Below are 20,997 nucleotides of genomic sequence, written 5' to 3'. Positions count from 1 at the left end.
GGGAGACGACACGAATTGGTACTTCATCCGGCTTTACCACTTACAATTAGATATACCCAAAGTATCGGCAATGCAAGCGGAACAATGAGATCCCAGGGCAAAATAATCACCGCCTAAAGGAACCAAACTGGTTCCTCTGTATTAACCTCAGCGGAAAAAGCCTCCGCTTCCGCAACTACTACCAGAACTTGAGCTGTTCGTATTACTAGCAAAAGAACTGACAAGTCGTCTAACTTGATCAGATTGACAATGAGGGCAAATCACTTGTTCATCACGACTGCTATAGGGGCGCAACAGTGAAAAGAGGTGATTACAATGTATACACCTGTATTCATACATAGGCATTTTGTTCGCCACCTTTCCATCTCTATCGTTATAAATTCCTTTTATCCATAGTCTGCATCCGACATGGCCTAATTATACCCCTAGGGGGTTATGGTTTCAATAGTATATTGTAAAAATAGTTTTCTTAAAAAAAGCGAATAGCGATAAAAGAGTATGTAAATTTGAAAAAAGGCACAATCTAAAAGCAAATAGAAAAGGAGGTGGCAATTCTGTTGAACCCTGAAATTCCAACCCTTCATGATGACAAAAAAGATTCTCTTCATGAACTTCAGCCTGATCATAAGGACAATGCCTCAGAAGAGGAGGTAGAAATTGAAACCTGGTGATGTTAATCAAAAGGGCGATTCCCAAAAAACAAGCAGATTCACAGAACTGGATCACCTTGCTCTGACAGAAGAAGCGAATAACCTCGGCCATGATCTGCTCATCGATCATCAACCTACCGTAGATAAGCCGAGCGACCCGGGGCCTCATCAAAGCAAAAAAAAGTAAACCCTGGAGAGAAGGGCCCTAACTCCAGGGTTTTTTCTTTGTTTACTTTCTCGGCTTATGGTTAGCTTTTTTTAGCTTTTTTCTGAACAAAGCCATTTTTACTACTTTTGCCATTGGGGCCTTGAAGTTTACGCCATTTGTCGTTCATCGCTTGTAGTGTATCCGCAATACGACCATTGACAGAGTCTGCCGGATAAAGACCTTCATCACTCATTTCTCCTGCTTCCAGACCTGTTAAAATCGCTATGCCTTCATCAACATTTTTAATAGCGTAGATATGAAAAAATTCATCTTCCACCGCTTGAATCACATCTCGATGCAGCATCAAATGGGGCAAATTCTGTACAGGAATGATGACGCCTTGCTTTCCTGTTAGGCCTCGCTTTTTACAAAGATAAAAAAAGCTTTCTACCTTCTCATTGACGCCACCGATAGGCTGAATTTCTCCCTTTTGATTCACCGATCCTGTAACGGCAATAGATTGATCAAGGGGTAGATCTGCCATCAGGGACATCAAGGCATAGAGTTCCGCCGAAGAGGCGCTATCGCCATCCACGCCTTCATAGAGCTGTTCAAATGTTAGGGTCGCACTAAAAGCAAGAGGGCGATCTTTCGCAAAGCGAGAAGCAAAGAAAGAAGAAAGGATAAGAATCCCTTTGGAGTGACTCTGTCCGCTCATATGAGTCTCGCGCTCAATATTCACAATACCATTTCGCCCCATATAAAGGCTAGCTGTGATACGACTGGGCTTACCGAAGATATAATCGCCTTGCTGAACGAGGGCTAGTGCATTTACCTGCCCTAGCACGGCGCCATCTGTATCAATTAAAATAGTACCTTCTTGCATAAGCTCTCTTACTTGTTCTTCCAGACGACTACGTCGATATCGCTTTTCTTCTACAGCTTTTTCAATATGTTCTGCTCCAACGAATTGTGCACCTGCTTGCTTCGCCCAGAGTGACGATTGAACCAGTAGATCTCTCATCTCTTCTACGTTAACAGATAGCTTCAGCTGATGACTCATCCGTCGACTGGCATCATCAATAACAGCTGCCACAGCCGCTGCATCAAAAGGCAACAGCTTTTCCTGACGACAAAGCGTACTAATATAGGCTGCATATTGATCCATCGTTTTATCTTGCCGCTCTACATAAGATGCAAAATCAACACGAACTTTGAATAATTTCTGAAAATCTTCGTCCCATTGATATAATAAATTGTAAATCTTCGGATGACCCAACAGAACGACTTTCAGATCAATGGGAATGGGCTCTGGCTTGATCGTAGTTGCCACCGATAGACCAAGATGATCTCCAAGATTCTCAACAGTCATTTCTCCTTTTTTGAGAATTCTTTTGAGACCATCCCAAGCACCCGGTGCTGTAAGAAGCTCTTTGGCAGGAAGGATAAGATAACCACCATTGGCTTTATGAATGGCGCCTGCTTTGAACATCGTAAAATCGGTAACCAGACTCCCAAAAGTACTTCGATACTCCAGCTTGCCAAAAAGATTGTTATAGGTAGGATTCATTTCAATGACAACAGGCGCGCCACTTTCTTTGGACCGATCTACAAAAAGATTGACTTCATAGCGTTTCATTGTCTCTTTTTTGCCTATTCTGCTCATGGTAGACAAAGATAAAACTTGTTCTGTCTTTTCTCCTTCTAGATTTGATTCTTTCATTTCATCGAGATGGCGCACTACATCTTCTTGCATAGCAAAAAGATAGTCTTTTACTTTATCTATTTCTTCATACTTCGCTATAAGGATTTCAACAAGGGGCACTGTCGCTTGTCGAGCTGCTTCTTTTTCCATATCACCGAGATGGGTCGTCGTTTCTTTCTGTATACTTCTAGTTCGTCGCACAATATGAGCCAACTGCATTTCTAACTTCCGCTCTTTAGCAGAAAGGAGCTGCCGTTCTTCTTCTTCTAAATCCTCGAACTCTTCCTTGGTCATAGCTTTGCCTGAATCGTTGAGAGGTACCGTAAAAATACCATTGCTACTTTTTTGCAGTACAAAGCCCTCTAACCGAGCCGACTCTTCCATTTCATAAAAAGCTTCTGCCAGCTTCGCTTCTACTTGTTGCAAGTATTCATTTTTACGTTGTTCAAATTCTTCATCTTCAATCGCTTTACGAAGTCCCGTCCGCATTTCTTCATAAAGCCACTTTATATCTTCTCGAAATTCACAGCCCCTACCAGCAGGTAAAAATAAACAGAGCGGTCGCTCCGGTTGCTTGAAATTGTGCACAATAAGAAGATCAGGTGGTATATCTCTATCGGCAGCCCTTTCTTTCACTCGAGAAAGTGCAAAATCACTTTTTCCCGTTCCTACTGGACCGGTTACAAAAATATGAAATCCTTGTTGTGTAATCGCCATACCAAAATCCATGGCACGAAGGGCTTTATCTTGCCCAATCAAAGGAATTGCTAAAGGTTCAACTTCTTCCGTTGAAGCAAAGGCAAAACGTTGAGGTTCACAATAGGCCGATAGCTTCTGAGAAGGAACTCGATAGATTTGTCTAGGCCTCCCCCTGGAACCCCTTGCTGTTACCACAAAACCACTCCTCCGCATCGTCTTCTTTCTAAACTATTTCTATCACCCCTTCAGAGGTTCCTGCTATAGCCTTCTTATTGCTTTCTATGAAGGAAGTTCAAGAAAAAGAAAAGGCATTCTAAAAAAGCATAGAAAAAAACTTACCAAAATCTAAGCTTTTACGCTTTTCTTTTGATAAGTTCTATAGGATAACTATACCGCTATTTTCGCCCCAAGCCTCTACTCAAATCTTCATAAAGCATGGTAGCAAGGCCAAGCTCTTCTTTCTTAGCCATCTCTTTGGAATACTCTTCATCGAGCATACCTTCCCATATTTGACGTCCTGGACTTTCCGGAATCAATTGAGAGCGATCGATGGTGCTGCGCATGCTTTTAATCATCTGGTGAATTAAGAGGGACTCAAAGTCTTGGCAGAGTTCACGAAGTCGCTTCTCCTCAGCCTCTTTCGAGCCTTTTCCTTGCCCTTTTTCTATCTCACTATCAATGGCTTGAGCCAATTGCTCCGCTTTTTCTGTTATTTTTCCATCAAGCAGTTGTTGAAAAGATGGGTTGCTCAATCCACCTGCGCCAATTCCTGCAACGGTTGGGCTTTGTATCTTGATTTGGCTTGTAGAAAAACCGTCTATCGCCTTCATCCAATTGTCACCTCCTAAGGCCTACTCTCCCTATCTCTATCAAAAAAGGTTCTTACGTTACTTCTACAAATAGAACGTAAGAACCTTTCATGTTTTACATTTTCATATAATTACCTTTGTTATAAGGTGCAGCTTTGTTAGCTTTGTTACTTCTTCATCTTATACTTTTGTTGCCTTTTAAGTATAGCTCACTCGACCAAGCTACTCACTTCGATATAAAACCGTTTCTTGTTCCGTCTGAGCAAAAGGCATTCTTTCTGTATCTTCTGCGCTATCAGTTAGATTAAAGCTAGGTCTTTCCATAGCAGGCAACTCAACGACACGAGACATCAATGTACTTTGCTCTTCTTTATAATTTTTGCTGACATTGTTGCTGTTGCTATCTTCTTGATAGGTGTCACTGCTTTTTGCTTCTTCATATTCTTCCATTAATTCTCCAATACCTTTGAAGAGCGCTTTATCACCATAAACATAGCGCATCATACTTGGAACTTCAGTTTTAATCGTTGTAATAGTAATCTCTTTTCCGCGACTTTCTAAGGATTGCAACTGTTCAAATACCGTTTTACGAATCTCTTCTTCTGTGTTGCCCCAACGAATTCTGCTTCTGGTACTTTTCTCTTCTTTTTTACGATTGTTTCTACCTCTAGGAGTACTCTTTTTCTCTTGCGCTTTCTGCTCTGACTCTTGATAATGCTCTTTGTCTTGTACTTGAGGTTGAGCCATTGTTTTGATGGTCTCTACTTGTCCACGAATGGCCTGTAATTCTTTGTGTAAAGGTTCTAAGGCTGCTTGCATCATCTCTTCTGATAAAGCATAAGCCGCTTCTAGAACTTGTCTATAACGACGATGTTCTTCATCTAACTTTTGAAGTGCCTTTTCTTTCGTAATCTTGTCTTGCAACAAATTCATGTGGTACCCTCCTGTGTATCTATTCAATATGTCCTTACTGTAGTATGTATTTTTACCAAAGTTCATCTACATCATTCAATGAGTAGGGTAAACAATAAAAAAACCTTGACATTTCTGTCAAGGCGAGGCTCTCCATATAGGTCTTTTAAGAGAAAGGATTTACGAAGGCGCTAAGACTTTTTGTGCTTTTGCATATTCTAAGATTCTTTCTTTGATTCTTTCTCTTCGCTCATTAATCGCTGAAAAGTCCATGTGTGGTATATAGTATTTCTCCAGTTCATCATGATAGGCTTTGGCGCGACCAACGGCTTTTACAGCTTCCTGAAATACATGCCAGAAACGTGTTTTTGCCGATGATATATCCGGTGCCCACTTCGATAGAAGGGTATCTTTGATCATTTCGTTAAGATCAATCTTTTGCTGTCGGAGCTTATGATTACTTAGATCCAATTTGAGCAATTCTGATTCTGCAATAAAAAGGGTTTTTAAATCTTTAATGAATACCAGATCAATTTTTTGAGGGTCAAAGGGGCAATGATAGACTTCACAGTCTAACCCTACCCTTTTCGCTTTTTCTACGATTGATGAAAGGATCGTTGATTTACCAGTGCCTGGATAGCCTTGTAGCAGATAGCAATGTTCATAACCTGATAATAAGGTAGAAACATAGTTAACAAGACCTTGAGGCGTAATGGCATTGGCAAAAAGATGGCGTATCTTTGCTTCTCTTTGATAATTGGCCGTAATACCTTGAAAGACCTGAGCATGAATTTCTTCTGTCACATTGTGAATGGAGGGCCAGTGCACACTTTCACTGATATATGATTCCCATTCGTCATGAGCCACTCTTGCTTCACGCAAGCGGCTATAGGCAACTGAAAAGAGTCGCCCTACCTGACGGTTGCAACGTATAACTTCAGCTTTTGAACCAACAAGCTTACTTTCATCCCAATAATCGCCAAGATGAATAATTTCATCAACCACGCCGGGATTCTTAGGATCTACCACATGAGGTGCTGTACCGTCTAACAAAGCAACACCTATGGCTGGAATAACCAATCCGTCAATAGAGTCGTTATCAGATGAGCAGCAATGATGTTCCACGTCTAGCCCTTTTTCTTGCATTACTGCACTGATAGACTTCATCAGAGAAGACTTTCCGACACCAGGTCCACCTTTGATGACCAGAATACGGGTGCAATCAGGTTCTATAATTTGATCATAGTAAGAAAAAAAGCCTATCGAACTATTAGCCCCGGCATAAACTTTGCGCACATGCCCTATCCTCATCGGCGCACTCCTTTTCTTGTAAGTTTTTTTTCTTTCTTACAAGGTATAGATATGTCGGTACTTTAACAAATTTTCACTTTATATTCTTGAAGCCACATATTTACTTGCAATAGGTAAGCAAAAAACTGTGGCCGAGTCATTAATTGACCAAACCAAGGTCGCTCCATTGTACCTTCTACCTGCTTTTCTCTTTCTAATAAGGAAAGTAGGTAGTTACGATCCACAAGGGCTAACAATGGCGAATTGCTGTCATGAAGTACTTCTTGCAATTGACGAATGACTGTTTGACGATAGACTGGGTGATGGGTTTTCGGATAGGGACTTTTTTTGCGTTCAATAACATCATCAGGCAGTAGGCCTTGTAAGGCACGCCGTAGCAAACCTTTTTCGCGACCTTTCCAAGCTTTCATCGACCAGGGTATATTCCACGCATACTCAACCAAGCGATGATCGCAAAAAGGTACACGCACTTCTAATCCTGTCGCCATGCTCATTCTATCTTTACGATCCAATAGATTGGCCATGAACCATTGAATATTCAGGTAAAAGATTTCCCGGCGTCGTGCCTCTATAGATTCTTCACCAGGCAGTCTAGGCACTTCTTCTATCGACTCTCTGTAGCGACGAGATAGATATTCTTCTGGCTTCATTTCATGGCGTAATTGAGGCGATAGAAAAGTAAAACGATCTGCTTGTAAAGGAGACCATGGAAATTGATCTTTCTCTAAGATTTCTTGACGATGAAACCAAGGATAGCCTCCAAAAACTTCATCAGCACATTCTCCGGAAAGGGCTACTGTGGCTTCTTTTTTAACCTCCTTGCAGAAAAGAAGCAACGAACCATCTACATCAGCCATCCCAGGAAGATCCCGTCCTCGCATAGCCTCATAGAGCGATTCAATGAGTTGCTCTGTGTTAATGACTACATAACGATGGTCGGTACCATAATGCTTTGATACCCTTTCAATCCAAGGGCGATCGGCATCGGGCTGAAAGTCTCCGGCTTTGAAATAGCGCTCATTGTCCTGATAATCAACAGAAAAAGAACGCAGTTTTTCTCCTTCTAGATTATATTTCTGAGCAGCGAGCGCCGTTAGAGCACTGGAGTCAAGTCCTCCTGAGAGGAAGGTACAGATAGGTACATCAGCAACCAACTGTCGGGTTACAGCGTCTTCTAGCAACTCTCGCACCATAGATGTTGTTTGCTCTAGATCCTCTTCATGCTCTTTGCTAACCAGTTGCCAATAGGGCCAGATTCGTTTTCCCTGCCCATTGATTTCTAGTGCATGACCAGGCTTTAATTCTTTAATATCACGAAAAACACCATGACCTGGTGTGCGCGCCGGCCCCAGGGCAAAGATTTCTGCTAGACCTTCTACATCCACTTCCGGTTCAATCAATTCATGCGCCAGTAGCGCTTTAAGCTCTGATGCGAAAAGAAAAGCACTTCCCCGTTGGGTATAGAACAGTGGTTTTACACCAAAACGATCCCGTGCCATAAAGAGACTTTGTTTTTCTACGTCCCAGACTGCAAAAGCATATATACCATTAAGTCGCTCAACAGCACCTTGTCGCCAGTGGATAAAAGCGTTCAGCAAAACTTCCGTATCTGAATGAGACTGAAAAGTATAACCTGCGTCAACTAAGTCTTGCCGTAGCTCCGGTGTGTTATATAGCTCACCGTTATAAACAATAACAAACTTGTTATTGCCTTGACAGCGAATCATCGGCTGAGCGCCTCCTGCCGGGTCCACGACGATTAATCGACTATGCCCTAAGGCAACGGCTTGTGATTGCCATTGCGCAGAGGCATCAGGGCCTCGATGAGACAGATGATTTACCATTTTTTCCAATTCTACGCTAGCACTTTTTGAGCGTAAATCTCTTTCACTATCAAACCAACCTGCTATACCGCACATGGTAATTGCACATCCTTTTTATGAATTTGAATTTCATTATCACTTTTTTTCTTCGAAATACCCTATGCGGTTATAGCAAAAATGGTGAAAAAAAAGCCAGCCCTTTTTGCGTAGAGCTGGTTTAGCTATCGATTTCTCCTTCTTCAAAGTGCCAGAGATAATCGAGTAATTCAAGAACTTCTTCTTTGCCTTCGCCCGTTTCAGCTGAAAAGATAATCGTTGGGATATGGGGGGCTATGTTCAAAGTTTTGCGAATTTCTTTGACATGTTGAGGATATCTTCCTTTGGAGATTTTGTCTGCTTTGGTTATAATGACGGCTGTTGCAATGCCAAAGTGAGCCAGCCATTCATTCATCGCTACATCATCTTTCGTAGGGCTGTGCCGAATATCGATAAGTTGTAAAACGCCTCGCAATTGCTGACGATCCCGAAGATATCGTTCCATCATTTTACCCCAAGTTGATTTCAATGACTTGGGTACGTTGGCATAGCCGTAACCAGGTAAGTCTACGAGGTGTGCATCTTTATTGATTTGATAAAAATTAAGCGTTTGCGTCTTTCCTGGCTTCGATGATGTACGAGCCATGTTTTTACGATTGCAAATCTTATTGATGAGGGACGATTTTCCTACGTTAGAGCGTCCTACCATGGCTACTTCTGGCCAGGGCTCTTCAGGATACTGATCAGGCCCAACAGCGCTGATTACAAAATGAGACTCTGTAATACGATAGGGTGGATGGTTGCGTTCTTCTTCCATAGTACCTCCTAGTATCAAAGAAGAAAACCGCGCGCCTGCCTTCATGGCGCGCGGTAATTCCTTTTGGTAAAAATTTCTTAATAAAACTTTTAGCTTTGTAATCCTGTGGGAACTTCTTCGTGAAAGGCAGAGCCATTTTCATTATCTTTCTGCGTTGATAAGCTTTCTGGTGGCTCTGTATTATCCGTCGGTAGGGCATCAAGCAAAGCCTCTGCAATCACTTGGTCCATATGCTCTACCAGGAAGAATTTTAATTTCTTTTTAATGTTGGCTGGTACATCTTCTAGATCTTTTTTGTTATCGGCAGGCAAGATGACTTTTGTACAACCTGCTCGATTGGCTGCTAAGACCTTTTCTTTTATACCCCCTACGGGGAGAACTCTACCACGGAGTGTAATTTCTCCTGTCATAGCCACTTCTTTGTTGATAGGACGTTTCGTTAAAGCTGAAGTGAGTGCGATGGCCATGGTTATACCAGCAGAAGGTCCGTCTTTTGGAATGGCACCTTCTGGGACGTGAATATGAATGTCCGTGTTCTGGTAGAATTTTTCATCAATATTCAAATGCTTGGCTCTTGAGCGAACGTAGGTAATGCCTGCTTGTGCTGATTCTTTCATCACATCACCAAGTTTACCTGTTAGAGACAAGGTGCCTTTGCCAGGAAGTAAGGCCACTTCAATCGCTAAAGTATCTCCACCTGTTTCTGTCCATGCAAGACCCGTGGCTACGCCAACTTGAGACTCCATCTCAGCCAAACCGTAGCGAAAGCGAGGTATGCCCAGGTACGTCGGTACAGTGCCTGAGGAGATGGATATGATTTTCTCAGGTTCTTTAACAATGGCTCTTGCACTTTTTCTACAGAGTGCAGCGACTTCTCTTTCCAGATTACGAACACCAGCTTCACGAGTATATTCACGGATAATTCTTCGCAATGTATTTTCTGAGATTTGGACTTGCTCTTCTTTCAAGCCATGATCTTTGAGCTGTTTGGGAATGAGATAGTCTTGGGCAATTCGTACTTTTTCTTCTTCTGTGTATCCAGCAATATGAATAAGCTCCATGCGATCAAGCAGTGGTCGTGGGATGCTGTGAATCCCGTTGGCTGTAGTAAGAAACATAACTTTAGAAAGATCAAAAGGTACTTCAATAAAATGATCAGAAAAAGTACTGTTCTGTTCTGGATCAAGCACTTCTAAAAGGGCGGAAGCTGGGTCACCTCGAAAATCCATGGTCATCTTGTCGATTTCGTCGAGAAGAAAGAGAGGGTTTTTCGAGCCGGATGTTCTCATACCTTGAATAATTCTACCTGGCATGGCGCCGACATAGGTCCGTCTGTGCCCGCGAATCTCTGCTTCATCACGAACACCACCTAGAGAAAGTCGTACAAACTTTCGTTCTAAGGCTCTGGCTATGGAGCGAGCCAGTGAAGTTTTACCTACACCGGGAGGGCCTACGAAACAGATGATCGGACCTTTTGGCTTTTGCGTTAACTTACGAATGGCTAGGTACTCGATAATTCTCTCTTTTACTTTTTCTAAGCCAAAATGATCTTCATTGAGAATTTCTTCTGCTTTATCTACATCAAGCCGATCTTTCGTCTGCTTAGACCAAGGTAGTGCTAAGAGCCATTCTAAATAGTTTCGAACAACTGTTGCTTCTGCCACCATCGGTGGCATTTTCTCTAGGCGCTCTAACTCTCTTAAAGCTTTTTCTTTTACTTCTTTTGGCAGCTTCGCTTTCTGAATCTTCTCTCGTAATTCTTCAGACTCTGCTTGCCTATCATCTTTATCGCCCAATTCTTTTTGAATCGCTTTGATTTGTTCGCGTAAATAGTATTCCTTTTGCGTTTTTTCCATTTGCTTACGTACGCGAACATTAATTTTACGTTCTAGCTCTAAGATCTCCATTTCTTTGGCTAGAATTTCCGATAGCAACTCTAATCGTTTGGTGATATCAAGTGCTTCTAGTATTTCTTGCTTGTCTTGTGTTTTTAAGTTTAGATGAGAAGCAATGATATCTGCAAATCTACCAGGATCTTCAACTGCTACAACGGAAACAAAGGTTTCAGGGGGAATCTTTTTCGATATTTTAACGTATTGCTCAAATTGATTGACCAGAGATCGCATTAAAGCTTCTAAAGCTGCTGTTTTTTCTTCTTCCTCTACATGCTCACGAACTTGAACTTTCATATAGGGTTCTATGGCTAGATATTCTTCTATCTCAGCACGAGCCAACCCTTCTACAAGGACTCTGATCGTTCCTCCGGGCAATTTTAGGAGTTGTTTAACCTCTGCAACCGTACCAATCTTATAAATATCTTCTTCTTTCGGTTGATCCGTTTGCGCTTCTTTTTGGGTAGCTAAGAAAATCAAGCGATCTTGAGCCATCGCTTCTTCTACGGCGCTCACAGAACGTTCCCGTCCTACATCGAGATGGACGACCATATATGGGAAAACAATAATCCCTCTTAAAGGTAAGAGAGGAAGCTCTTGCACAATTTGCCGCTCTTTCTTTTCTTCAGACATAAGGGACACCTCCTGTAACCTGTTGCGAGCAAAGGAATATCCTCATTTTACTATATTCATGAGGGAAATCCCAGCATTTTATCATAGGGTCGGTTGCTCTTCCATAGAATCGGATGCAATAACACCAAAAGCAGCAGCCGGGAGCAATTCGTGACTTTTCTGAAATTCTTCTTTGCTTTCTTGGTCCTTTTCGATCAAGGCTTCTGCAAAGACTTGATCGAGAGAACTGATGGGAATTACCTTGGGTGAATCTATGGATTGAAAACTTTCCAACCAATTCTCTCGCGGTATGAGAACTCGCTCTGCCCCTGCAATTCGGGCTGCTTCTATTTTAGCGAGTACACCACCAACAGGCTTAACATGTCCCCGTACTGATATTTCCCCTGTCATGGCCACTTTATGATGTACCGGCATTCCTTGTATGGCTGAGTAAATGGCCGTTGCCATTGCAATACCAGCAGATGGTCCATCTATCGGTGTTCCGCCTGGAAAGTTAATGTGAATGTCCCAGTCTCTTGGCTCAATGTCGCTTTTCTGGCGAAGGGCTGTGAGTACATTGTCTACCGATGTTTTTACAAGGCTTCTTCTCTTAATGGTTCTGCCGCCCATTCCTCCCATTTCTTCTTCATCTACAATGCCTGTAACGGTGATGCCGCCTCGTCCTTTCTTAGCAGGCATAACAGTGGCTTCAATCTCCATTAATACACCTGTAGATGGGCCTGTTACGGCTAAACCATTGACAAGGCCTACTTGTGATTCAGATGGGACTTTTCGATCAGGTCTTCTGTTATATTGTCCCGAATGGACAACCCACTCAACATCTTCTACTGATAATTCCTTTTTTTCATCGCTCAACGCAATTCCTGCTGCGATTTGTACAATATTTACGGCTTCCCGTCCATTGGTTGCATATTGCTGAATGACGGTAATCGCTTCCTTCGGTATGCCCATCATGACCTTCGATGCTGCGCCTTCGGCAATAACAGCAATTTCTTCGCCATTTAGAGACCGGAAGTAAATTTCTAAGCAGCGACTGCGAATGGCCGCTGGTATTTCTTGAGGCAACCTTGTTGTGGCGCCTACGAGGCGGAAATCGGCCGGTAATCCGTTTTGAAAAATGTCATGAATATGGCCAGGTATGTTATTGTCTTCACTGGAATAGTAGGCACTTTCCAGAATAACTTTCCGATCCTCTAGCACTTTTAGAAGTTTATTAATCTGAATGGGGTGCAATTCACCAATTTCGTCTATAAATAAAATACCACCATGCGCTTTCGTGACTGCACCTTGTTTTGGTTGAGGAATTCCGGCCATACCCATGGCACCAGCACCTTGATAGATAGGATCGTGTACAGAACCAATGAGGGGATCTGCAATGCCACGCTCATCAAAGCGTGCTGTTGCTCCATCAATTTCAATAAATTTGGCATCTTCACGAAAAGGTGATAGGGGATTGGCAATGGCTTCTTCTAAAACCAGTCGAGCTGCGGCTGTTTTTCCAACGCCGGGCGGTCCGTAGATGAGTACATGCTGTGGATTGGGGCCACAAAGAGCTGCTTTTAAGGCTTTGACACCTTCATTCTGCCCTACGATTTCGGAAAAAGTGGTAGGCCTCGTTTTTTCAGACAATGGTTCTGATAAGCTGATATTTCTTAGTAATTGCAGTTTATCAAGCTCTTTTTTTGATTCTCTTTCCACAGCTGATTTGTTGCTCTGTTGGTTGCGAAGAAGGTGCCAAAAATAGGTGCCAATGATGATGATGAAGAAGATTTGGAGCAGTCCTAGAAATCCGTTTAGACTAGACCAAAAAGACAATGTCGGTCACTCCGTTTCTTGTAGTTACCAATCCTCCTTAGTATTCATCTTGCTCCTTATTTTATAACCATGGAAAAACCCCTGAGGGGAATGGTCCCTCAGGGGTTTTTGTAATTCTAAGCAGATTCTTCCTTTTTCTTCTTCCGATCACTGGTGACAAGCACTGGTTCTTGTTGCTTTTGAATTACTTCTTTGGTGACGATACATTTATTGACGTCTGTACGGGACGGGATATCGAACATGACATCAAGCATTACTTCTTCTAAAATGGCTCTTAATCCTCGAGCACCTGTGTTTCGCTTGATAGCTTCAGCCGAAATTGCTTTTAATGCATCTTCGGTAAACTCCAAGTTCACTTGATCAAGCTCAAAGAATTTTTGGTATTGCTTAACAAGAGCATTTTTCGGCTCTGTAAGAATCCGCACTAAGGCTTCTTCATCAAGCGCGTCAAGTGTGACAATTACTGGCAGACGACCGACAAATTCGGGAATAAGTCCAAATTTGAGTAGGTCACCTGGTAAGATATCTCGTAAGATCTCGCCAATCTTTTTGTCTTCTTTGCCTCGTATGTCAGCGCCAAAGCCCATTGATTTTTTACCGACACGATTCATAATCATCTTATCGATGCCATCAAAGGCACCGCCACAGATGAATAAGATGTTGGTCGTATCAAGTTGAATAAACTCTTGATGGGGGTGCTTTCGTCCTCCTTGAGGCGGTACTGAAGCAACCGTTCCTTCTAGAATTTTCAATAAAGCTTGTTGTACGCCTTCACCGGATACATCTCGAGTAATGGAAGGATTTTCTGATTTGCGAGCAATCTTATCAATCTCATCAATGTAAACAATGCCTTTTTCTGCTTTTTCAACATCATAGTCAGCAGCTTGGATTAACTTGAGCAAGATGTTTTCTACATCTTCCCCGACATAACCTGCTTCTGTAAGTGACGTAGCATCCGCAATGGCAAAAGGTACATTGAGAATCCTTGCTAGCGTCTGGGCTAGCAATGTCTTTCCGCTACCAGTAGGCCCCAGCATAACGATATTGGACTTTTGCAATTCAATATCGTCGATTTTTGAACCCAAGTTAATACGCTTGTAGTGATTGTATACAGCCACTGACAATGCTTTTTTGGCTTGTTCCTGGCCAATCACATATTGGTCAAGAATTTCTCGAATTTCCTTGGGTTTGGGGATATCCCCCAGATCGAAGCTGTTCTCTTCTTGCAATTCCTCTTCAATGATTTCATTGCAAAGCTCAATACATTCATCACAGATATACACACCAGGGCCAGCAACCAGTTTCTTAACCTGGTCTTGTAGTTTTCCGCAGAAAGAACACTTTAGTTGACCTTTGTCGTCACCAAAACCTTTGTACATAACCTCACCTCTCTGCTACTCATGCCTTGGCTGGCTTAAACTCCATCACCCCGTCGATGATACCATATGATTTCGATTCTTCTGCAGACATGAAGTAGTCGCGGTCGGTGTCCTTTTCGATTCTTTCTAGAGGCTGACCGGTTCGGTCAGCAAGAATTTTGTTAAGGCGCTCTCTTGTTTTTAGAATATGGCGTGCGTGAATTTCGATTTCGGCAGCTTGACCTCGAACCCCACCGAGAGGTTGATGAATCATTACCTCTGCATTGGGTAGAGCATAACGCTTGCCTTTCTCTCCTGCCGCCAATAGGAAAGCACCCATCGATGCAGCCATCCCTACACAAATTGTGGATACGTTACAGCGAATCAGTTGCATAGTGTCATATATGGCAAACCCAGCAGTTATAGCACCACCAGGGCTGTTAATGTAAAGGTGGATATCTTTGTCAGGGTCTTCTGCTTCCAAGAAAAGCAATTGAGCTACGACTAAATTCGCTACAGTATCATCAATCGGTCCACCAAGGATGATAATTCGGTCCTTTAACAATCGTGAATAAATGTCATAAGCACGCTCACCACGATTTGTTTGCTCTACAACCATAGGCACCAAGTGGCTCATCCACGGTATCCTCCTCAATATACAGTTCAGTCTATGTCTCAACTAGAGCTGTAGTTCAATAGAATGTAAAATTATGCTTCTACAGCTTTCGCATGGTCTACTAAAAACTGAACTGCTTTGTCAGCTTTAAGACTTTCGGTTAGATTGTCTAGTTGACCATTGTCTACAAGCAATTTACGCAATACATCGGCAGGTTGGTTATAGTTAGCAGCCAAAGTTTCAATTTCTTGATTGATTTCTTCTTCGCTAACATCCAAATTTTCTGTTTTGGCAATGGCTTGTAAGACAAGATCTCTTTTCACAGACTTTTCTGCTTCTGGTGTAAACTGAGCCCGCAAGCCATTTATATCTTGCTTCGTCATTTCTAAGAACTTATCCAAAGATAAGCCTTGATATTCAAGACGTCTGCCATAGTCTTGCAGCATCTGTTCGGCTCTTTCTTCAACCATAGCGGAAGGAATTTCTACTTCGACAGATTCGACAGCTTTTTCGATCAGTGTGTTGCGCATTTCTCTATCTTGTGCTTGCTCTGCCTGCGTCTGAAGGTTTTTACGAATATCTTCTTTCAGTTCATCTAATGTTTCAAAATCACTTACGTCTTTAGCAAATTCATCATCTATAGCAGCATATTCTTTACGCTTCATTTCTTTCAGAACAGTTTTGAATTGTACAGGCTGGCCTGCTAAATCTGCAACATGGTATTCTTCTGGGAATGTTAACTCTAAAGTTCTCTCTTCGCCCACTTTTGCTCCAACCAATCCATCTTCAAAGCCAGGAATAAAAGTGTTGCTACCGAGTTCTAAATGATAGTCTTCCCCTTTACCACCTTCAAAAGGTACGCCATCTTTGAATCCTTGGAAGTCAATAGTTACAGTATCTCCCATCTGGGCTTCTGCGTCTTCAGACAATACAGCCATTTTGGCGTGACGCTTTTGTAAACTATCTAGTTGCTGTTGAACCGCTTCTTCTGTAATCTCTACAGACTCTACCTGGTATTCTAGTCCTTTGTATTCACCCAAAGCCACTTCTGGTTTTACTGTAACGGTTGCTTTAAAGATGAGAGGTTTCCCTACTTCCAGTTGAACCATATCAAAGTTTGGTTGGTCGACTGGCTCTACCCCTTGTTCTTCAACAGCTGCAAAATAGGCTTCTGGCACGACAATCTCTAGAGCGTCTTCAAAAAGAATCTCAGGACCATAAAATTGTTCTACAATCTTACGAGGCGCCTTACCTTTACGAAAGCCTGGTATGGTTACCTTAGTAACGACTTTCTTGTAGGCTTTACCAAGTGCAGCTTCAAACTTTTCTACAGGTACTTCAACTTCCAGTACAACCTTATTCTGGTCTATCTTTTCCACCGTTGATTTCACCTATGTACACCTCTCGTCTTTTCTACGTAACTTGCCACCCTGGGCGTTCTACCAGCATAGTGTAACCGATATTGAGAAAAAGCATAAGATGATCATTCTACGAACATCTACGTTTTCCTGCTGAAGGAGCTTTTTTCGCATTGCAGTCAAGAAGTATTTTTCCCAATTATTGCTTTTTCATTACGATTTATCTTTGACAAATCGTTGATAATCTATGCTTTATACGCTTTTTTAAATAGCTAATAGTAAAACCTCGGCGATGGCACACCGAGGTTGAACCTTTTCCTAATGTAATCATCAGATGGATCACCTTCATGAGGCCTGTAGCAGCGGCAAGAGCATTGCTGGTACGGGAGAAGGGACTTGAACCCCCACGGTTGCCCGCTGGAACCTAAATCCAGTGCGTCTACCAATTCCGCCACTCCCGCATCTGCTTGCCAAGCAATCTTTGCTGATACCATAATATATTAACGAAACCATTTCTTTTTGTCAAGAGAAGCTTTTCCTTATTGCTAGAAGTTGGGTTTTCTTAATGGTTCTGGCTCTGGAAAAAGCAGTGCCCGTAATAAAAAAAACATTTTTTCCATGGCCGAGGCACGATGACTAATTCGATTTTTTACATCACTACTTAGTTGTGCCATTGTTTTTTTGTAAAAGGGTAAGTAGAAAAGGGGGTCATAGCCAAAGCCGCCTTCTCCAAGACCTTCTTGGGCTATGAGTCCATAACAAGCACCTTCTGCAAAAAATTTTTGTCCATCAGGCAAAGCCAGGGCTAATACACAAGTAAAACGGGCTGTTCTTTTCTCGAAAGGTACACCTGCTAATTCTTGAAGAAGCTTCTCGTTATTGCGCCGATCGTCTTTGGGTTCACCAGCATAGCGAGCAGAGTATATACCTGGTGCACCTTGTAAGGCGTCAACTTGCAACCCTGAGTCATCAGCTAATGCAGCCAACCCTGTCTTATTGGCTACGCACTGTGCTTTTAACAAAGCATTCTCGCGAAAGCTCTTTCCTGTCTCTTCAATTTCTCCGATTTCAGGAAAGTTGCGCAGAGAAAGCCATTGTACGGGTAGGGGGGAACGTTGACTTGCTGTCATCGCTTCAAATTCACGAACTTTTCCCATATTATTTGTTGCTAAAATAATCTGCATTGCTTCAACTCCTCATGACAGGAGCCTTAATTTTGTCCAATCACTATTTGTTAATTATTTTTCTTTGGATCTCTAGCAATTCGTTAATTCCTTTTTGCGCCAAACGAATCATGCCATCCATGTCTTGTCGTGAGAAAGGTACCCCTTCTGCAGTTCCCTGTAACTCAACAAATTTGCCATCACCGGTCATGACTACGTTCATATCCACTTCTGCTTGCGAGTCTTCCTCGTAACAAAGATCAAGAAGCAGTTGGTTGTTTACTTTTCCTACACTAATAGCCGCTAACTGTTGGAGCAGAGGAGTTTGCTGAATAGAACCTTTCTGTAACAACTTAGCACAAGCCTCATGTAAGGCAATAAAAGCACCTGTAATGGCAGCTGTTCGAGTCCCACCATCGGCTTGTATAACGTCACAATCGATCCAAATGGTTCTTTCTCCTAAACGTTGTAGATCAACAATAGACCGTAAAGCTCGACCGATAAGGCGTTGAATCTCCATGGTTCGCCCTTGTTGTTTCCCTCGTGTTGATTCTCTTTGGGTCCGCGTTCCTGTGGCTCTTGGTAACATGGCGTACTCTGCTGTAACCCAACCTTTTCCACTTCCTTTTTGAAAAGGCGGTACTTTCTCTTCTATTGTAGCTGTACAGATTACTTTGGTCTTTCCCATGGTAATTAAGACAGAGCCTTCTGGGTGAATTAAATAATCTTTTTCGATTCGAACAGTTCTCAATTGTTCTGGAGAACGGCCATCTGAACGAGCCATTATTTTCCTCCTCACACATTAAGGTTTCCTATCGTTGCATAGGTTAGACTTATTTTTTTCTATACGCTTCCTTGCCCTGCTCATATAAGTTATTACCTTGGCTATCAATTACAACAATGGCAGGAAAATCTTCTACAATCAATCGGCGGATTGCTTCTGTGCCAAGATCGTCGTAAGCGATGACCTCGGATTCTTTGATGGTACGGGCCATTAATGCGCCAGCACCGCCAATGGCCGCAAAGTAGACAGAGCCATGCTCTTTCATGGCCTCAATGACGGCTGAGGTTCGCAAGCCTTTTCCAATCATTCCGGTCAATCCTTTGACAATCAAAGTTGGCGCGTAGGCGTCCATCCGACCTGATGTGGTGGGTCCTGCTGAGCCAATTACCTGTCCCGGTTTTGCAGGACAGGGGCCCACATAATAGATGACAGCATCTTGAACATCAAAGGGAAGATCTTCTCCTCTATCTAATGTTTCTATCATTCTCTTGTGAGCAGCGTCACGCCCGGTGTAGATAACACCATTAATCAAAACTTGATCGCCTGCTCGCAGTTCTTTGGCTTGCTCTCTTGTCAGCGGTGTCTTTATCTTTTTGGCTTCCACAATTCTCTCCCCTTTCATTCTTTATAGTTCTACCTCAGCATGACGCGTAACATGACAATTTATGTTTACTGCAACAGGCAAGCCTGCAATGTGGGTTGGATACGTTTCTACATGAACAGCCAGCGCTGTTGTAGTGCCACCGAGCCCTTGTGGTCCTATGCCAAGACCATTGATTTTTTCAAGCAGTTCTTTTTCCAAAGCAGCAAGATGTGGCTTAGGATTTGATGTTCCGATGGTACGCATTAAAGCTTTTTTCGCCAATATAGCTGATTTTTCCATAGTTCCACCAATGCCAACGCCAATAACAATGGGTGGACAGGGGTTTGAACCGGCATTGTCTACCGTATCGATAACAAGTTTTTTGACAGCTTCAATCCCTTCAGAAGGCTTAAACATTTTAAGTGCACTCATATTTTCACTGCCAAAGCCTTTTGGTGCTACAAGGATATGCACTTTATCTCCTGGTACGAGATCAAAGTGAATGACTGCCGGGGTGTTATCACCTGTATTAATACGCTCTAGGGGATCTTGTACAACTGATTTGCGCAGATATCCTTTGTCATAGCCTCTACGGACACCTTCATGGATGGCTTCTTTAATATCTGAGCCTTCAAAGCGTACATCTTGTCCCCAGTCTACGAAAATAACGGCCATGCCTGTATCTTGACATATGGGAACACTTTCTCGAGCAGCGATATCATTATTCTCTAGTATTTTTTGGATAATCGATTGCCCTAGTGATGAGGCTTCTTGGTTACAGGCCCTCTTTAAAGCGTTGTTGACATCATCACCGATAATCGTGTTAGCTTCTATGCAGAGCTTTTCTACTGCACAGGCGATTTGCTCAAAGGTTATTCTACGCATAGCTTCTTAGCTCCTTTCTCATACTGGGTAAACAGCACAACCGATGGCACCGTTTAATTGGGGATACTGGGGGACGATAATTTCTGCTTGAACTACCTCTCGTAACATGGTTTTGATGGCACTATTGTAGGCGACACCACCAGTAAAGACGATGGTCGGGCTATAAAGTTCTTTAAGCATTGGTTCTACTCGTTTAACAATCGTTTCATTAACACCGGCAGCTAAAGCTTCGATGCTATGTCCTTCAATAATACGTCCAATCAATTCTGATTCTCCAAAAACAGCACAGGTCGAAGAAAGAGGGACGGGGTTATCCAGACAATTGCTTAATTCTTCCACCTTTAGGCCTAAGACATGCGCCATATTCTCTAGATACCGTCCTGAAGAGGCTGCGCATTTATCATTCGTTCGAAAATCAATCATACGCCCATTTTTCACTTTGATAACTTTACTATCTTGTCCACCCAAGTCAAGCAAGGTAAAGTCTTGAAGTCCCGTTTGGTAGATAGCACCCGTTGTATGAGCTCGTAGCTCAGGGATAGCCTTGCCCCCAGAGACTTGAATCAAATTCCTTCCGTAGCCTGTTGAGACAACACTTTCATAAGAAGGCCATTGTAGTGCTTTTTTATCGATGACCAGCTCTTCTCCTATTTTGCGGCCATACTGTCGATAAAAAGCAAGCGTATCGTAATACCGTTGTTCTACCATAGTACCTTCTCGAAAAAAAACGGCTTTGACAAAGCGACTCCCAAGATCAAGTCCAATATTCATAGACTTTGCAAAAGCCCCCATCTTCATTAAACTTTAATGTTAACCCTCCATGCCCGGTCGGGCACAACCAACGATGAAAATCAATATTTCCTGATCACATGGGGGTTACTTCATAGAGGGGCCTGGGCATCACGCTTTCCTCCGCTCTGGACTGGTCCCACGCTGTTACCGCCAGCAAGCTGGCGACAGCTGAGGTCCCAAGTCCCGCTCTGGAAATCGTGATGCCCAG

At 42.7% G+C, this 20,997-nt stretch carries 18 protein-coding genes and 1 tRNA gene; 1 reads left to right on the top strand and 18 read right to left on the bottom strand.

What is annotated here, in order from left to right; translation table 11 throughout:
• Positions 1-147 precede the first annotated feature (147 nt).
• Positions 148-339, bottom strand: coding sequence for an FmdB family zinc ribbon protein (locus FTV88_RS15200; RefSeq protein WP_243137545.1), 192 nt, complete (start codon positions 337-339; stop codon positions 148-150).
• 318 nt (positions 340-657) lie between these two features.
• Between FTV88_RS15200 and FTV88_RS15195 the strand changes: the two genes are divergently transcribed.
• Positions 658-837, top strand: a complete 180-nt coding sequence (locus FTV88_RS15195; RefSeq protein WP_153726387.1) for a hypothetical protein — start codon at positions 658-660, stop codon at positions 835-837.
• Positions 838-898: 61 nt separating this feature from the next.
• Here FTV88_RS15195 and FTV88_RS15190 read toward each other — a convergent pair whose 3' ends face one another.
• The 17 genes from FTV88_RS15190 to FTV88_RS15110 form a co-directional block, all read right to left on the bottom strand.
• Positions 899-3,397, bottom strand: a complete 2,499-nt coding sequence (locus FTV88_RS15190) for a Lon protease family protein (protein WP_162008088.1) — start codon at positions 3,395-3,397, stop codon at positions 899-901.
• Positions 3,398-3,597: 200 nt separating this feature from the next.
• The gene (locus FTV88_RS15185) at positions 3,598-4,032 is read right to left on the bottom strand and encodes a rod-binding protein (RefSeq protein WP_153726385.1); all 435 of its coding nucleotides are present in this window, start codon (positions 4,030-4,032) and stop codon (positions 3,598-3,600) included.
• A gap of 201 nt (positions 4,033-4,233) precedes the next feature.
• Positions 4,234-4,944: a hypothetical protein gene (locus FTV88_RS15180; RefSeq protein ID WP_153726384.1), complete on the bottom strand. Its 711-nt coding sequence runs from the start codon at positions 4,942-4,944 to the stop codon at positions 4,234-4,236.
• Positions 4,945-5,103: 159 nt separating this feature from the next.
• Positions 5,104-6,234, bottom strand: a complete 1,131-nt coding sequence (locus tag FTV88_RS15175; RefSeq protein WP_153726383.1) for a PRK06851 family protein — start codon at positions 6,232-6,234, stop codon at positions 5,104-5,106.
• A 62-nt stretch (positions 6,235-6,296) separates the two neighbouring features.
• Positions 6,297-8,153: an asparagine synthase (glutamine-hydrolyzing) gene (asnB, locus tag FTV88_RS15170; protein WP_153726382.1), complete on the bottom strand. Its 1,857-nt coding sequence runs from the start codon at positions 8,151-8,153 to the stop codon at positions 6,297-6,299.
• 121 nt (positions 8,154-8,274) lie between these two features.
• Complete coding sequence (gene yihA, locus FTV88_RS15165) at positions 8,275-8,910, bottom strand: ribosome biogenesis GTP-binding protein YihA/YsxC (RefSeq protein WP_153726381.1); 636 nt, start codon at positions 8,908-8,910, stop codon at positions 8,275-8,277.
• A gap of 89 nt (positions 8,911-8,999) precedes the next feature.
• Entirely contained in the window at positions 9,000-11,435 is a 2,436-nt protein-coding gene (gene lon / locus FTV88_RS15160) for an endopeptidase La (RefSeq protein ID WP_153726380.1), read from the bottom strand.
• An 81-nt stretch (positions 11,436-11,516) separates the two neighbouring features.
• Positions 11,517-13,250: an ATP-dependent protease LonB gene (lonB, locus tag FTV88_RS15155; protein ID WP_153726379.1), complete on the bottom strand. Its 1,734-nt coding sequence runs from the start codon at positions 13,248-13,250 to the stop codon at positions 11,517-11,519.
• Between the two features lie 116 nt (positions 13,251-13,366).
• On the bottom strand, positions 13,367-14,629 hold the full coding sequence (clpX, locus tag FTV88_RS15150) for an ATP-dependent Clp protease ATP-binding subunit ClpX (protein WP_153726378.1): 1,263 nt from the start codon (positions 14,627-14,629) through the stop codon (positions 13,367-13,369).
• Positions 14,630-14,648: 19 nt separating this feature from the next.
• Positions 14,649-15,245: an ATP-dependent Clp endopeptidase proteolytic subunit ClpP gene (gene clpP / locus FTV88_RS15145; RefSeq protein ID WP_153726377.1), complete on the bottom strand. Its 597-nt coding sequence runs from the start codon at positions 15,243-15,245 to the stop codon at positions 14,649-14,651.
• Between the two features lie 71 nt (positions 15,246-15,316).
• Complete coding sequence (gene tig / locus FTV88_RS15140; RefSeq protein WP_153726376.1) at positions 15,317-16,615, bottom strand: trigger factor; 1,299 nt, start codon at positions 16,613-16,615, stop codon at positions 15,317-15,319.
• 345 nt (positions 16,616-16,960) lie between these two features.
• Positions 16,961-17,043 (bottom strand) — tRNA-Leu (locus FTV88_RS15135).
• 84 nt (positions 17,044-17,127) lie between these two features.
• Positions 17,128-17,766 carry an XTP/dITP diphosphatase gene (locus tag FTV88_RS15130; RefSeq protein ID WP_153726375.1) on the bottom strand — a complete coding sequence of 213 codons (639 nt, stop codon included), beginning with the start codon at positions 17,764-17,766 and terminating at the stop codon, positions 17,128-17,130.
• A gap of 43 nt (positions 17,767-17,809) precedes the next feature.
• Positions 17,810-18,529, bottom strand: a complete 720-nt coding sequence (gene rph, locus FTV88_RS15125) for a ribonuclease PH (protein ID WP_153726374.1) — start codon at positions 18,527-18,529, stop codon at positions 17,810-17,812.
• Positions 18,530-18,578: 49 nt separating this feature from the next.
• Positions 18,579-19,151: a Fe-S-containing hydro-lyase gene (locus FTV88_RS15120; protein ID WP_153726373.1), complete on the bottom strand. Its 573-nt coding sequence runs from the start codon at positions 19,149-19,151 to the stop codon at positions 18,579-18,581.
• 3 nt (positions 19,152-19,154) lie between these two features.
• Positions 19,155-19,997, bottom strand: coding sequence for a fumarate hydratase (locus FTV88_RS15115; protein WP_153726372.1), 843 nt, complete (start codon positions 19,995-19,997; stop codon positions 19,155-19,157).
• An 18-nt stretch (positions 19,998-20,015) separates the two neighbouring features.
• A complete protein-coding gene (locus FTV88_RS15110) occupies positions 20,016-20,768 on the bottom strand; it encodes an acyl-CoA dehydratase activase (protein WP_153726371.1) in 753 nt (250 codons plus the stop codon).
• Between the last annotated feature and the right edge of the window lie 229 nt (positions 20,769-20,997).

It is taken from the genome of Heliorestis convoluta (assembly GCF_009649955.1).
Taxonomy (GTDB): Bacteria; Bacillota; Desulfitobacteriia; order Heliobacteriales; family Heliobacteriaceae; genus Heliorestis; species Heliorestis convoluta.
This window is presented reverse-complemented; position numbering and strand designations above follow the sequence as displayed.